Raw genomic sequence first — 14,867 nt, 5'->3', positions numbered from 1 at the left:
AAGGCCACACCACGCCCTCCTCTATTACATCAAATCATTGGTGGGATGTAACCTTCCCTCATCATAGTTTGGGTTAGCTCCCGTGCCCTCCTGATCACCTCCGAGGCGTGCCTGTATAATTCATCTCGCGTGGCCTTCGCTCGAACAACACCTTGTTGTTGGGCCATCATCCCCACAGCTGCAGCTTCCCGTGGGAATACCTCCCAATCGTCCATCGTTGGGACAATGAGGTCCTCGCTCAGACCATGCTCCTCAGCACATCTAGCCACCTCAGTTGCCACAGCTATACACATCTCATCAGTGATGGTCCTTGCCCTAACATCAAGAACACCGCGGAAAATGCCCGGGAAGACAAGTGAGTTATTAAGTTGATTAGGAAAGTCAGAGCGACCAGTTGCCACTACGCGTGCGCCAGCTTCCTTCGCCTCCCACGGCCAAATCTCAGGCACAGGGTTAGCACAAGCAAAAACAATGGCATCCGACGCCATACCCGCAACCCACTCCGCTTTGATTGTATCAGGCCCGGGCTTCGACAACGCAATGCACACGTCTGCTCCTCTCATGGCCTCCGCTATACCCCCAGTCCTTCTCTCAGGATTGGTGATCTGGCAAAGCCGCCATTTGTCCACGAATTCCTCTTTCCTTGCGACGATATCCTCACGGCCCGGATGCAAAATCCCCTGACTATCAACCACAATCATGTTCTCAGGCATCACTCCCGCCTTGAAAAGTAGGTGGGTGATGGCGATGCTAGCAGCGCCCGCCCCAATCATTGCCACCTTGATCTCGCCAATCGACTTCTGGACAATTTTTAAGCCATTGACGAGCCCAGCTAACTGGATGGTCGCAGTGCCCTGCTGATCATCGTGCCAGACCGGGATATCCATTTGTTGGCGCAGCACGTTTAAAATATGAAAGCATTTGGGTTGAGCAATATCTTCGAGACTTATGCCACCAAACGACGGCTGAAGCCATTTGACCGCCGCAATTATTTCTAAAGGGTCCTTGGTATCGAGACAGATAGGCACAGCATCGACACCGCCAAGGTACTTAAAGAGAAGAGCCTTCCCTTCCATAACAGGCATGCCCGCCTCCGGCCCGATATCTCCCAAGCCAAGCACGCGTGTACCGTCGGACACTATCGCTACAGTGTTCCACTTATTGGTATAATCGTAGACAGCCTCCTTGTTTGCCTTGATAGCTTTGCACGGCTCGGCAACACCTGGCGTGTACCATATGACAAAATCATTGAGATTCCTTATCGCACACTTGGGCACAACCTCGATTTTGCCCCGATAGTAGGGGTGGAGACGCATCGCATCTTCACCAGGCTTACGTGTTTTCGCCACTAGTTCGTCTTCCCTCATTTCCATAGCGAACCTCCCCCATCGATTTCTCCCAGTGCTCCTAGAGCAGGAAAGGAGCGCCCTAAGAAACGGTTCAACATCTTAATCTCACCATAACCTCTGGTAAGACATCCAAACGAGCCGGAGCACAGTATTATGGCCCCCAGCAGCGTTATTGAACACTCGACGATCCAGGATTAGAATTCAGGCGCTAGAGCGCAGTGACCGAGCATCAGCCTCAGTATCGGATCGCATCGACTATGGCCGGATCTAAACTGGGGAAGCTTTCGAGATACTCTATCCGTTCTCGCCGTAACTTGCTGACATAGGCGTCTATCTGTTCCTGGGAGTAAAATTTGGGTGGGTCGAATCGAGACATATCGACGCCTTCAACCTTCTTTGGCACCAGAGTGCCGAAGTGAGGCTCTTCTACCCATTCTATGTCGCCTCTGGCAATCCCTCTGATAATGGCCGCCATCTCCGGTATCTCTACCCGCACTACCTTCCGCCTAATAACCTTGGCACCACCCTCGCCCTCCTCCATTATCTCCCCCACACCGCCAGTATTCAGGAGGTAACACTGCACTTTCTCGGGATGCCTGTTGATAAACTCATAGAATCTATTCCCCTCAGCCGCCTCATTACCTATTATGAAGGGGTTGGTACCGACTTCCCGCACGGATTCGCCGGCCCTCCGGGGGTCACTCCCAGAACTCTCTATAGACTCTCCAAGCATAAAGGCGGCCACACCCTGTTCAAGGCTCAGTTTCGAAGCGATAGGGACAACGGTATTTCGGCGTGTGATGGAAGCGATGATAAGTCTATCAATCTCCTCAAGGGGAGGAAGATTGATGCTCTCACTTCTATAAATCCCCAAATCATCTCGCTGGATTATCCCCCTCCCATTGCCTGTCAGTAACTCGTCCTGAAAATCAACATTGCCAAGATAGTCAACCATCACATTCTCTAGAATGGCATCGCGTTTGGTCACCGCGCTGTAAATTAAGGGTTGAGACTCAGGATTCACCCCCTCAGTCTTGATGTAGAAGCCCCTTTCGGTACCTAAGGCCGAACCATCCGGCTTCATAAGGACAATATCATCCTGCACAATCTCCACGCCTTCCCCTTCCCCAGTCAAGCCGTGGTTATGACAAGAATGGGTCGTTTTCCCTGTTGCCGTGAGCCCGAAGATGAGCATACCGTATCTTCTGATCCTTCCGGTTCTATCCCTGGCTCGGAGTATCTTGGCCCCAGCATGGACACCCAGCATCCCCCTTTGTTTGGCCCTCCACATTGCCATGCGCAAGAAACCCTTCTTAGACTCACCAAAATAATCACTACCCAGGACGTAGGTAACACCTTCTTCCGGAAAGACCAGTATCTGCCTATCCTTCTCTTGCCATTCTGGTATATATACAAGATAAAGGTTTGGACCAACAGCCTCCTTCGGAGGGAAAAGTGTACTCCCCCACATATGAGCGAGGCGTATAGAGTCTTTCCTCTGCGTGGAAACAAAAAGGGTACAATGTGGGGCGAATTCAGTATTATCGCCCATCGTCCTCTCTATGCAAACGAATGGTGCTTTCTTCATATAGGCGTGCACCTGTTCGAGTGTTTCAGGCACCTTTTTTAGGATCTCTCTCTGACGCGCCGACAGCTTCGCCTGCTGTACTTCAGGTCCTCCAACATAGACGGTCAGGCCGGCGCTCCTATTTTTAACCGTAGTGTGGAAGACGACATTCCCGAACCTGGTAAATGTTCCATACGTTTCAGCTATCTGCCGCAGCTCCCAATCGTTAGGATGGGAGACATTGGGTTGGTGATACAGCTCTCTCACCGCATTGACAACGCTTTCCATAATCAAGATTCACCTCACGTTAATAGCCATGATACTTCGCCTTACACAAACGAGCCCGCGCTAGCCCCTAGTTCAAACGAGGTCCTCTCCAAAGCAGGATATGGCTACCCCTCCTTAATTATAACTCACTTTGGAGACATCCCCAATACTGCCCTAAAAAGGATCCTCCCCACTTCCCAGAGTTCTATCCGTTTCAGTCTCGTTTCCCTTTGATTTTGGCCGTGACATCCACGATAGAGACGAACTCCCTAGCCTTCAGGCTTGCACCTCCGACTAAAGCGCCGTCAATTTCCGCCTGCGAGACGAACTCCGCAATATTTGCGGCCGTAACGCTGCCCCCGTATTGCAGGCGCACTCTGTCTGCCACCTGTCGTCCATACCGTTTGGCTAGCAGGGCACGAATGAAGCCTATAACCTCATTGGCGCCCTCCCCTGTCGCCGGCCTACCGGTGCCAATAGCCCAGATAGGTTCGTAAGCGATGACCATCCCCTCCAAATCTGAGTCAGTTACACCCATCAAGCAGCGCTCGGCCTGCCTCTCCACGACTACCCTTGTTTCCCCTCGTTCGTTTTGCTCAAGATTTTCGCCGACGCAGAGGATGGGTATCAGCCCGTGCCTGAGGGCAGTGATCACCTTCTTATTAACCATCTCATCCGTCTCCCCAAAATACTGGCGACGCTCCGAATGCCCAATGATCACATACCGACAAAGAGGAGCCAGCATCGGGGCCGAAATTTCCCCGGTGTAGGCCCCTTTCTCCTCGAAGAAGAGATTCTGGGCCCCCAGGGCAACCGAAGCTCCACAAAGGAGCTCAGCCAGCGGCGCAAGGGAGACGAAGGGGGGACAGAGAACCTTGTCGATGCCGTCCATTTTATCCAGATCGTCCTTTATCAGCCTGACCAGAGCGATGGCCTCAGCCACATTGGTATTCATCTTCCAGTTTCCAGCGATAATCGGCCTGCGCACCTATCCCTCCTCATTGGATTCAGCAAATCTGGCGTAACTACTTATCGTTGAGAGCAGCTACACCCGGCAGCACCTTTCCCTCCAGGAACTCCAACGATGCCCCACCACCTGTAGAGATGTGCGTCATACGATCAGCGTAGCCCATCTGCTCTACAGCAGCCACCGAATCGCCACCACCGATGATCGTTGTCGCCTGGGCACCCGCCAGCACCTCGGCGATAGCCTTCGTGCCTGCCGCAAACTTCTCTATCTCAAAGATACCCATCGGCCCGTTCCAGATAATCGTGCTCGCCGCCGTTAATTCCTTCTGGAACCAATCGATCGTCCGAGGACCGATGTCAACGATCAACCAATCTGAAGGTACGTTATCCACAGCGATGATCTTCGTCTGGGCCTCCGCATTCAGACTATCAGCTATCACCACATCAACCGGGAGGATGATCTTCGTCCCACCGTGCGCCAGGAGCTGCCTGGCCACTTCAATCTTATCATCCTCTACCAGGGATTTACCAATCTCACGCCCTTGCGCTTTAAGAAAAGTACAGGCCATTCCTCCACCGATGAGCAGGTGGTCAACCTTGCCTAAAAGATTCTCCAGGACAGCGATCTTTGTCGATACCTTCGCTCCGCCAATGATAGCGACGAAAGGCCGTCGCGGATTCTCAAGAGCGTCACCCATTATCTTGATCTCTTTCTCTAGGAGAAAGCCAGCCACAGCGGGCAGGAACTTAGTCACGCCCACCGTAGAGGCGTGAGCCCGATGAGCTGTCCCAAAGGCATCGTTGACGAAAATGTCTCCCAAACTGGCCAACTGACGGGCAAAATCTTCGTCGTTCTTCTCCTCCTCCGGATGAAAACGAAGGTTCTCCAGAAGGAGGACATCTCCAGGCTTCATCTGGCGGACCTTATCGGCTACCTCCTTTCCGACACAATCCCTGACCGTTTCGACCGGCCTTCCCAGCAGTTCCGAAAGGCGCGCCGCAATGGGCGTAAGACGTAGTTTCTCATCGACTTTGCCCTTTGGTCGGCCTAAATGGGACATCAGGATAACTTTCGCCCCACGCTCAAGCAAATACTTGATGGTCGGGAGCGCGGCTCTTATCCGTGTATCATCGGTAATGCGCCCCGCCTCATCAAGGGGAACGTTGAAATCGACGCGTATCAAAACCCTCTTATGGCTGACATCAACATCAGCCACTGTCTTCTTCATGACTATTTCTCCCAGACTTGTTCCGATTCCCCGTGGGCCCTCGCGGGTGGTTCGTTTCTAGAGACCCTTTTTAACTATGTAGGCGATGAGGTCGGCGACACGGCAGCTGAAGCCCCACTCGTTATCATACCAGGCAAGCACCTTAACCATATCGCCTCCCAGAACCATAGTTGACAGGGCATCCACAATAGAAGAGGCTGGATTCCCCTTGAAATCTACTGAGACAAGCGGCTCCTCACAGTAGTCTAAAATGCCTTTCAGGCGGCCCTGCGCCGCTTTCTTCAAGGCCTCATTCACTTGCTCCACAGTAGCACTTTGTTCTGTCTCAGCGACAAAGTCGACGATGGAAACGGTTGGGGTGGGCACACGCAAGGAGATACCCTCAAATTTACCCTTCAATTCTGGGATGACCAGGGCTACTGCTCTCGCCGCGCCCGTGGTGGTTGGGATAATATTTAGAGCAGCCGCTCGAGCACGACGCAGATCCTTGTGCACCACATCAAGAACCCGTTGATCATTCGTGTACGAGTGGACCGTTGTCATCAAACCACGCCGAATACCGAAATTATCGTAGATAACCTTAGCAACCGGCGCCAGACAGTTAGTCGTACAGGAAGCATTAGAAATGATGTTATGCGATCTTGGATCATATTTGTGTTCGTTTACCCCCATCACAATAGTTAGATCCTCATTCTTCGCCGGCGCAGTGATGATCACTTTCTTCACCCCGCCTTTCAGATGAGACGCCGCCTTGGTCGCATCGGTGAACACACCCGTTGATTCGACGACGATATCCACACCTAACGATCTCCAGTTGATGGCCCCTGGGTCCTTTTCCGCTAGAACACGTATCACCTTATCATCGATCTTGATCGCGTCATCAGTAGCCTCGACCCTACCAGGGAAAACACCATAATTGGAGTCATACTTGAACAGATGGGCGTTCGTCTTTGTATCGGCCAGGTCATTTACGGCCACCACCTCTATCTCGTTCGAATGTCGTTCCCCAATAGCCTTTAAAACCTGCCGTCCAATTCTCCCAAAACCATTTATACCTATCCTAGCCATAAATCGCTTCCTCCTTTTGAATAGTATTAGTCATTGAATAGTGATTAATATAGATCTAACTGCGATCAAGAGCAGGTTTGAAAAAAGGGGACTGGGGACGCTCCCAGGCCCCACGCGGGAGGCTTCAAGCCTCTGAATCCCCTGTCAACAGCTTACAGTTAATCCTACCCAGAGAAGCAGGGAAATGCTTCCAAACCCGCAAATAGGGCCGCTGTACCAAGATCCTCCTCGATACGCAACAGCTCGTTATATTTAGCCACCCGCTCACCACGCGATGGCGCGCCTGACTTGATCTGGCCAGCGTTCGTAGCCACAGCGATGTGGGCGATACTGACGTCCTCTGTTTCCCCAGAGCGATGGGAGATGACCGTCGTATAACCAGCTCGTTTAGCCATCTCCATAGTTTCTAGCGTCTCCGTCAACGTGCCGATCTGATTAACCTTGATCAAAATAGAATTAGCCACACCTTCCTCGATACCTCGCGCCAGGCGTTTTACATTAGTCACGAAGAGGTCATCGCCCACCAGTTGAATACTTGAACCTAATCTCTGTGTTAAGAGCTTCCATCCATCCCAATCGTCCTCGGCCAGGCCATCTTCGATGGAGATGATGGGATATTTAGAGACCCAGCTGGCGTAGAGTTCGACCATCTCCGCCGCAGAGAGGCTCTTCCCCTCTCTGGCCAAAAGATATTTACCATCCTTGTACAGCTCAGAGGCAGCTGGGTCGAGGGCGATGTACACCTCCCGGCCGGGCTTATAGCCAGCCGCTTCAATGGCCGCCAGAATGAGTTCAAGCGCCTGCTCGTTCGATCCTACTTTGGGCGCGAATCCTCCCTCATCCCCAACAGCAGTGGCCAGCCCCCTCTGCTTCAGGACCCCCTTGAGGGCCTGAAACACCTCGGCTCCGGCGCGTAGCGCCTCGCAGAAGGAGGCCACGCCGGCGGGCACGATCATAAATTCCTGTAGGTCAGCCGCATCCTCGGCATGTTTGCCACCGTTTAAGATATTCAGTAAGGGCACAGGCAATGTGCGCGCTGAGACCCCTCCCAGATAACGATAGAGGGGAAGTCCTACAAAAGCAGCCGCGGCGTGAGCCACAGCCAACGAGACACCCAGAATACTGTTAGCCCCAAGATTGGCTTTATTGGGAGTACCATCAAGCTGGGTCATGGCTATATCCAGGCGAGCCTGCTCTAGCGCAGAGAGGCCAGCGACCCGCGGTCCAATCTTATCCTTGACATTCGCTATCGCTTTCGATACGCCCTTACCATAAAAACGTGAGGGGTCACCATCACGCAATTCGATGGCCTCATGGAGGCCGGTGGACGCTCCTGAAGGCACAGCAGCCCGACCAATCGTTCCATCGACCAATTGTACTTCAACCTCAATGGTTGGATTCCCCCGTGAATCCAGAATTTCACGGGCGACAACTTCCTCAATGGCTACCTCTTCTAAGGTAATAACCTCTTTTTCCATAACCCTTGCTCCATCTATTTCTCTAAAATCTGCCGCAAGCCGGCCAGATCGATCTCACTTCTGATCATGCTGGTCAGCCGGTCAATCTGCCGTGGACTTGACAGTCTGATATGTCCAAGAGCTCGCTCCACTATCTCCACCGTGCGCATTGTATCCGTCCGTACGAGAAGCATAGGAACACCTAACTCCGCCGCGCGCCCGAGGATGATCGCATCAGGGTACAGGTTCCCCGTGAGAATGAGACACTTAGTCGAGGTCTGCAATGCGGCCAGTTGGATGTCAGCGCGATCACCCCCTGTGATGACCGCCTTGTCCGGTGTACGCAGGAAATACTTTAAAGCGCTATCAACATTCATCGCCCCAATGCTGAAATTTTCCACCAACTCTTCCTGCTTGTCCGCGCTACAGAGAATCTCTGCGTTCAAGAGATTAGCCAACTCACGTACGGTGATGGCCATCAACAACTTATCGAGCGGCAATGCTCCAAAGAGCCTCATCTGGTGACGAGCAAGGAACGGCGCAAGACTCTGTTTTACATATGACATCATTTCAGTAGGAACACTGTTCACGATAACCCCACTCAAATGATCACCTACCGCCTCCTTGGCCATCAGCAGATCGTCGATGGACAAGTCAGGCTCGTACCTGATCACGATGATCATCTTCGCCCTGGTGACTTTGGCTAAATAAGCAGGTGGGATACCGATGGCCCAGCCAGTAGCCAGACTTCTCGGTCCCTCCATAATGACCACGTTATGACTAGCAGCTAACCGGTCGTGAATATCCAAGAGCTGCCTCTCTTTGTCCCTCACTGGCTCGCGCAGGGGCTGAGCCATAAGCTCAGGTGTTAAGAGCAAGGGACAAATCACCTCCAGAGGCTCATCCAGCTCCAGGGTCCGCTGAATGAAAACGGCGTCTTCATCAGTTAAGCAGCCACGTACCTCGGTTGGCGATGCCCCCAGGGGCTTCATATACGCTATAGAAAGCCCCTGAGATTTCAGTTCCAGGGCCAGACCGACACAAAGAGCGCTTTTCCCTGAATAAGGCTCTAAAGAAGTCAAGTATAAAGTGGCCATAATTGCTTACCACCTCGCTTCTTGTTGCTATACACCATCAAATAACACTACGATACTATCTTACTGGGCGCAGAATTATGCGGCAATCTACGGCCGTGGCACCCCGTCCCGCCTCATGGACGATGAGCGGATTGACATCCAACTCTAAAATGTCCGGGAAGTCGCCCACCAGCTGTGAGATTCGCAAAAGGGCATCGACGATGGCCTCCACATCGGCTGGAGGCTCGCCACGAACGCCACGTAATAAGAGGTAAGCTCGAATTTCACGAATCATATCTAGCGCCACGTCACGTGTCAAGGGGGCCACCCGAAAGGTCACGTCTTTGAGCACCTCCACGTATATTCCCCCCATCCCAAACATCAAGAGATGACCGAACTGAGGATCAAAGGTCACCCCAACGATAACCTCCCGGCCCGGTTTGACCAGCTCCTGTACCGCCACCCCCCAAATCTCTGCTTGAGGCATATAACGTCGCGCGTTTCCCACAATAGTAACATAAGCCGTGGCTACTTCATCCAGCGTCCGCAACCCAACGCGCACACCACCAATATCTGATTTGTGCAGAATATTGGGGGAAACGATCTTCATCACCACCGGCAGGCCAATCTCTTCAGCCAGATGGACGGCCTCCTCACTTGATTTGGCCAAGCGGGAGCGCGGTGTATGGAGGCCATAGGCCTCTAATACTTCACGGGCCTCCACATCACCTAGAGCATCCCGCTGTCCCCCCCTTACACGTTGCAGAACCTCCTTGACCCTCTCTTTCCTCGCCTCGAAATGCTCCGGTTGTCCAAGAGGTTTAGACTGCCATTCCCATTGCCGATTCATTGCCACCAGTGCAGCCACGGCCCGCTCCGGGAAAAGATAATTTGGCACGTGTCCCTCCGTGAGAATCCGTACGCCGGGCTCAATGAGATCGCCCCCCATAAAACTAGCGATGATCGCTTTATCCGTTTCCGTTGCTTCCTCCACGATAGCCCTCGCTGTCTCCTCAATTTCGGTCATCACTTGAGGGGTCAAAATAACTACGACGGACTCAACCCCCGGATCCTGCAACACCGTTCTTAAGGCAACCCGATACCTATCGGCGCGGGCATCGCCGATTACATCTACCGGATTATACACTGCCGCCGCGGACGGCAGATGTTTCCGTAGCGTTCTTACCGTCTCCGGTTGGAAAGTAGCCAACTCTAGCCCACTACGTTCTAAAGCATCGGTGGCCATAATGCCAGGTCCACCAGCATTGGTAACGATAGCCACTCTTTTCCCCTTGGGCAGGGGCTGATAGGCAAAGGCTAGAGATAAATCGAAGAGGCCCTCCATAGATGTGGCTCTGATTACCCCAGATTGCTTAAAGGCTGTCTCATAGGCTGTATCAGAACCGGCTAGGGTTCCTGTATGCGATGAGACGGCCCTAGAACCAGCCGCCGTGCTACCGGACTTCACCAGAATCAACGGCTTACGCTTAGTGACCTCCACGGCCAGTTGCATGAAGCGCTGCCCATCAGCGATTCCTTCCAAGTAGCCAACAATTACGCTGGAGGCTGCGTCCTCCCCCAGAGCCTCCAAAAGATCTAATTCCGTGATATCAGCCTTATTACCCAAGCTCACGAACTTGCTGAAGCCGACCTTCTCCCGATTAGCCCAATCTAGAATAGAGGTGCACAAAGCCCCCGACTGAGACATTAAAGCGATCCTGCCCGGAGACGGCATGCTGGCTGCAAAACTGGCGTTGAGGAAGCTCTGCGTATCAATTAGCCCCAGGGTATTTGGACCAAGCAGGCGCATTCCACCCTGCTTAGCGATACGAACAATCTCGCTCTCCGCCTTAGCCCCCCTTGGCCCTGCCTCGCGGAAACCAGCAGCGATAACGATCGCCGCCTTAACCTTGTGCGCCACACAATCGCTGATCACTGGGGCCACCACCGGGCGAGGTACAACAACGACCGCCAGATCCACTGCGTTGGGTACGTCCCTCACACTCTTATAACATTTTAATCCCAGAATATCTTCAGCTTTAGGATTGATGGGATAAACCTTCCCCTTATAACCATATTGAACAATGTTCTTCAGAACAGAATGACCCAGCTTAGTTTCATCCCTTGAAGCCCCGATAACGGCCACCGCTTTCGGAGCGAAAAACGCTTCCAGCACCTCATTACCTCTTTATAGGCCAGTTCTTGCTTAAGAGTCACCCATCCCATCTCATCAGAAGATAGGGCTTTAGTTGTTCAAAAATGACCGCCTGGGATTCGATCACCTCTTCGAACTGATCACTATCCATTTCCAGCGTCTCCGAGATCAGGCCGGCTGTGCGGGCATAATATAACGGTGTCAGAGCCGCTATCAGGTCAGCAGCATCGATGCCCTTCACCGCCTGCCGCCCGTTATAGGCCACGGCGAAATCATAAACGACATGGGCCCACGTCTCTGCCGGAAAGGAGAACCACTCCCGATCCAGAGCCAGCGCATCCATCACTGCCTTGAATGTCCCCTCAGACATAACCGATTTCCAAATATGGCCAACCTGCTTTACACCACTGTAGAACTTATCTACCATCGCGTCCAAGCTCGCCACAACCGGTTCTGGTTCGACCCGCAGTGATTCTCCATAAACAGGTAGCGGTCGACTGGCCGTGACTCCCTTCCACTTGTCTTCATAGGTGGTCATTAGTGCGAAAAGTGTGCCCACTACCTGCCTGAACATAGGGCCCAGACTGACAGCTGGATCTTTCACATCGTGGATCTTCACCCCTAGATCGGCTTGACACAAGGCGAAACCTTGGCTGACAGCTGTCGTCGTCATCCATATGTCTATACCATACCGGGCGACGTCGCTTTCCCATACCTCTTGCTCAAGGCAACGCCGCGCCAACTCGCCACAGAAACCAAAGTCCCCTCCGATTGGTTGGCGGACCCGCCAGCCATACAAGGCTCGCGTCAAGGGATAGGCGATATTGTTGGTAATGGTTCCATCATATTTGTGGCGCTTGTAGAGCGGCGTAACGTAGCCATAGTTCTCTCTAACGATGGGCGCTGCCAGTCGCTCAATCCACGCTGGAGCGACGCTACGTAGATCGGAATCCAAAACGACACAGGCCTTCGCCTTCAGAAGCGTTGCCGCGCCGAAAATGGCCCGCAAAGCGCTCCCCTTACCAGAAGGGCCGCTGTAAATCAAGATCAGTCGATCCACTCCCGACGGTATATCGGCCGTTAGGACTGCTTGGCGTGTACCATCAGTCGAGCCACCATCGGCGTTGATGATCACCGGTTTAAGGTCAGGGAAATATTTGACTGCTCCCTCAGCAGCCATGCGCACCACATAGCCAATAGTGCTGGCGTTATTGAAGCTGGGGATACCGATCACCAATTCAGCCTTCCCCCTCCCCTGCAACCAGAGAGAGGCGTCCTCCGGTAGCATCGCTGTCAGTGGCTTCACCTGATCCTCCCTAGACGACAAAAACGAAGATCAAATCGTTTACGTTTGTATTGGTTGGCCCGGTGATGATGAGATCACCCAATCGCTGAAAGAAATGGTAGCTATCGTTATTGACCAGATAATCGACTGCCTTCAGCCCGAGTCCCCTGGCTCGCCGCAAAGTGGTTCCATCGGCTATCGCCCCACTGGCGTCCGTGGGGCCGTCTGTGCCATCGGTAGCCACACTGATGATCGTAACGTCCTCCAGTCCGTCAATCTTGATGGCCGCGGCTAAGGCCAATTCTTGATTACGACCGCCAAGCCCATCTCCTTTGACGGTGACGGTCGTCTCTCCCCCAGCTATCACGCACGCCGGTCTGGCAAGAGGACCGCCTGAGAAATGGATCTCTTTGGCTATTGCTGCAAAGACGTTAGCCACTTCCCGCGCTTCGCCCTCAACATAGGTTGATAATAGGAGGGTATTAAATCCTCCATCGATGGCCTCCTTCATCGCCGCTCGGGCAGCACTATCATTGCCACCGATCACCAAATTATAAACCCTGGTGAAGATAGCGTCGCCCGGCTTTGGGGTATCCGGCGTTAATCCCCGGCAGCCTGCCAGAAGGTGGGCAACTACGGGGCGAGAGACTTCGTCCACCAGCTTATAGGCTTCAAGAACGGCATAAGCCTCTTGGAAAGTGGTCGGGTCGGCCACTGTTGGTCCGGAGGCTATCACATCCAGCGAGTTGCCAATCACATCGGAGAGAATCAGGGATATAACCTGGGCAGGATAGGCTAGACTGGCCAGTCCTCCCCCTTTAAGTTGCGAGAGGTGTTTGCGCACTGTGTTGATCTCGTTGATCGTCGCTCCTGAACGCAGCAAGAGCTCGGTAAGCCGCTGTTTATCCGCCAGGGATATCCCCTCTGAAGGGAGGGTTAACAGGGCCGAACCCCCGCCGGAGAGTAAGCAGATGACCAGATCGTCCCTCCCAGCCGAGCGTACCAGATCCGCGATGCACTTCGTTCCAGCCACCCCCTTCTCATCAGGGATGGGGTGACCGGCCTCGTTGAGCTCGATCTTAGAGGTGGGAGCGATGTATCCATACTTAACGTTAATGATCCCGCCACTCAGCCAATCACCAAGCATCTCTTCCAGGGCCTGGGCCATCGGTGCCGTCGCCTTTCCCGCTCCGACCACCATAATTCTTCGATATTGGTGGAGATCATAGGCCCGTTCGCCGATTTTCAGATCGTGTCCGCGGAGACGGACATAACGCCGAATGGTCTCCTTCGGATCGACAGCCCGCAGGGCAGCCTGCAATAGATGGTGAGCTATCTCTTGCCTGAACTGTCTATCGTACCCACGAGGAGGGGGAGTTATTATCATGGCGTCCTTATGGTTCCTCACACTGGGACTAAAAAATGCCCTCCAGATACAACAAGGGGCGGTCCCCGCTCTTTACAACATCTGCAAAGGTATCGACCGCCCCAGCCAGAAGAACAGCTACTTACTCTTTACAGAGTCTAACATAACTGCTGGCCTCGTGTCAAACTGTCTTGCCAAAGGACCGATCGCCCGCGTCTCCTAAACCAGGCACAATATAGCCTTTGCCATTCAAACCAGGGGCGATGAAGCCCTCTTCATAAACTTTGTTGTCGATGCCTGCAACATATATCTCTATTTCCGGTATAGCTTTCTTGATTCTATCTAAGCTATAATCTGTAGATATAGCCCCAGCGAGGACCTTTCTTTTCGGCTTGCCTTTCTCGCAGACGATTCTATCCAGCTCTATTATTGAGCCGCCGGTGGCGATCATAGTATCTGCATAGACAACGTTCTTATCTTCCACATCTATATCACCGGCATATCTGAATCTAGGCTTGAGGGTCTCTTCGTCCCTGGAAAGCCCCACAAATCCGACATCGCAATGCAAAATGCGCAGCAAACCCTCCGTCAATGGCAGGGCAGCCCTCAGAATAGCTATTAATACAGTACTACTGTTGTGTAATACTTCAGCGGTGGCCTCATAGTTCATCGGGGTGAGCACTTTCTTCTGCCTCTTTGGCAATGCCCTGGCGATTTCATAGCCCAGAAATGTGCCTAGCTGTATCAGATGCTCCCTGAATTGGCTCGGTTCCGTATTCTTGTCCCTTAAATACATCAAGTGATAAGAGATAACTGGGCTAGATTCAAAACTGTGTATCATTCTTACACCCCCATCTTCCGAACGAAACATTAAGCCAGCGCTGTTGATGCTCAATTTTACCATTCACTTTATTAGAATTAGATGGTGGAGTCAAGGGTCGCTCGGGGATTATGTGAATGGTCTATGATTCTGTCACCTGTTAACTGTTCAGTGAATATGTCACCATTAAAGTATGAATACGGAGATGGTGACGTTGAGCAAGAAGGAGAACAAGCGAGCGGTGGTTCTGGCTAAGATT

At 52.7% G+C, this 14,867-nt stretch carries 11 protein-coding genes; all 11 read right to left on the bottom strand.

Annotated elements, in window-relative coordinates:
- Positions 1 to 29: 29 nt before the first annotated feature.
- The 11 genes from M1136_04015 to upp all read right to left on the bottom strand — a co-directional run bounded on the left by M1136_04015 (position 30) and on the right by upp (position 14,629).
- A complete protein-coding gene (locus M1136_04015) occupies positions 30 to 1,373 on the bottom strand; it encodes an NADP-dependent malic enzyme (protein ID MCL5074806.1) in 1,344 nt (447 codons plus the stop codon).
- Positions 1,374 to 1,584: 211 nt separating this feature from the next.
- Positions 1,585 to 3,204 carry a phosphoenolpyruvate carboxykinase gene (locus tag M1136_04010; protein ID MCL5074805.1) on the bottom strand — a complete coding sequence of 540 codons (1,620 nt, stop codon included), beginning with the start codon at positions 3,202 to 3,204 and terminating at the stop codon, positions 1,585 to 1,587.
- Positions 3,205 to 3,397: 193 nt separating this feature from the next.
- The gene (gene tpiA, locus M1136_04005; GenBank protein MCL5074804.1) at positions 3,398 to 4,171 is read right to left on the bottom strand and encodes a triose-phosphate isomerase; all 774 of its coding nucleotides are present in this window, start codon (positions 4,169 to 4,171) and stop codon (positions 3,398 to 3,400) included.
- Between the two features lie 37 nt (positions 4,172 to 4,208).
- Positions 4,209 to 5,381, bottom strand: coding sequence for a phosphoglycerate kinase (locus tag M1136_04000; GenBank protein ID MCL5074803.1), 1,173 nt, complete (start codon positions 5,379 to 5,381; stop codon positions 4,209 to 4,211).
- Between the two features lie 57 nt (positions 5,382 to 5,438).
- The gene (gap, locus tag M1136_03995; GenBank protein MCL5074802.1) at positions 5,439 to 6,449 is read right to left on the bottom strand and encodes a type I glyceraldehyde-3-phosphate dehydrogenase; all 1,011 of its coding nucleotides are present in this window, start codon (positions 6,447 to 6,449) and stop codon (positions 5,439 to 5,441) included.
- A gap of 164 nt (positions 6,450 to 6,613) precedes the next feature.
- On the bottom strand, positions 6,614 to 7,927 hold the full coding sequence (gene eno / locus M1136_03990) for a phosphopyruvate hydratase (GenBank protein ID MCL5074801.1): 1,314 nt from the start codon (positions 7,925 to 7,927) through the stop codon (positions 6,614 to 6,616).
- A 14-nt stretch (positions 7,928 to 7,941) separates the two neighbouring features.
- A complete protein-coding gene (locus tag M1136_03985) occupies positions 7,942 to 9,003 on the bottom strand; it encodes a phosphotransacetylase family protein (protein ID MCL5074800.1) in 1,062 nt (353 codons plus the stop codon).
- Between the two features lie 55 nt (positions 9,004 to 9,058).
- Positions 9,059 to 11,158 (bottom strand): acetate--CoA ligase family protein, encoded by a 2,100-nt coding sequence (locus M1136_03980; GenBank protein ID MCL5074799.1) that lies wholly within the window; start codon positions 11,156 to 11,158, stop codon positions 9,059 to 9,061.
- Between the two features lie 37 nt (positions 11,159 to 11,195).
- On the bottom strand, positions 11,196 to 12,443 hold the full coding sequence (locus M1136_03975) for a glycosyltransferase (GenBank protein MCL5074798.1): 1,248 nt from the start codon (positions 12,441 to 12,443) through the stop codon (positions 11,196 to 11,198).
- 10 nt (positions 12,444 to 12,453) lie between these two features.
- Positions 12,454 to 13,809, bottom strand: a complete 1,356-nt coding sequence (locus tag M1136_03970; GenBank protein MCL5074797.1) for a glycerate kinase — start codon at positions 13,807 to 13,809, stop codon at positions 12,454 to 12,456.
- A gap of 160 nt (positions 13,810 to 13,969) precedes the next feature.
- Positions 13,970 to 14,629: a uracil phosphoribosyltransferase gene (gene upp / locus M1136_03965; GenBank protein MCL5074796.1), complete on the bottom strand. Its 660-nt coding sequence runs from the start codon at positions 14,627 to 14,629 to the stop codon at positions 13,970 to 13,972.
- Between the last annotated feature and the right edge of the window lie 238 nt (positions 14,630 to 14,867).

The organism is Chloroflexota bacterium, assembly GCA_023475225.1.
Classification (GTDB): Bacteria; Chloroflexota; UBA6077; order FW602-bin22; family JAMCVK01; genus JAMCVK01.
This window is presented reverse-complemented; position numbering and strand designations above follow the sequence as displayed.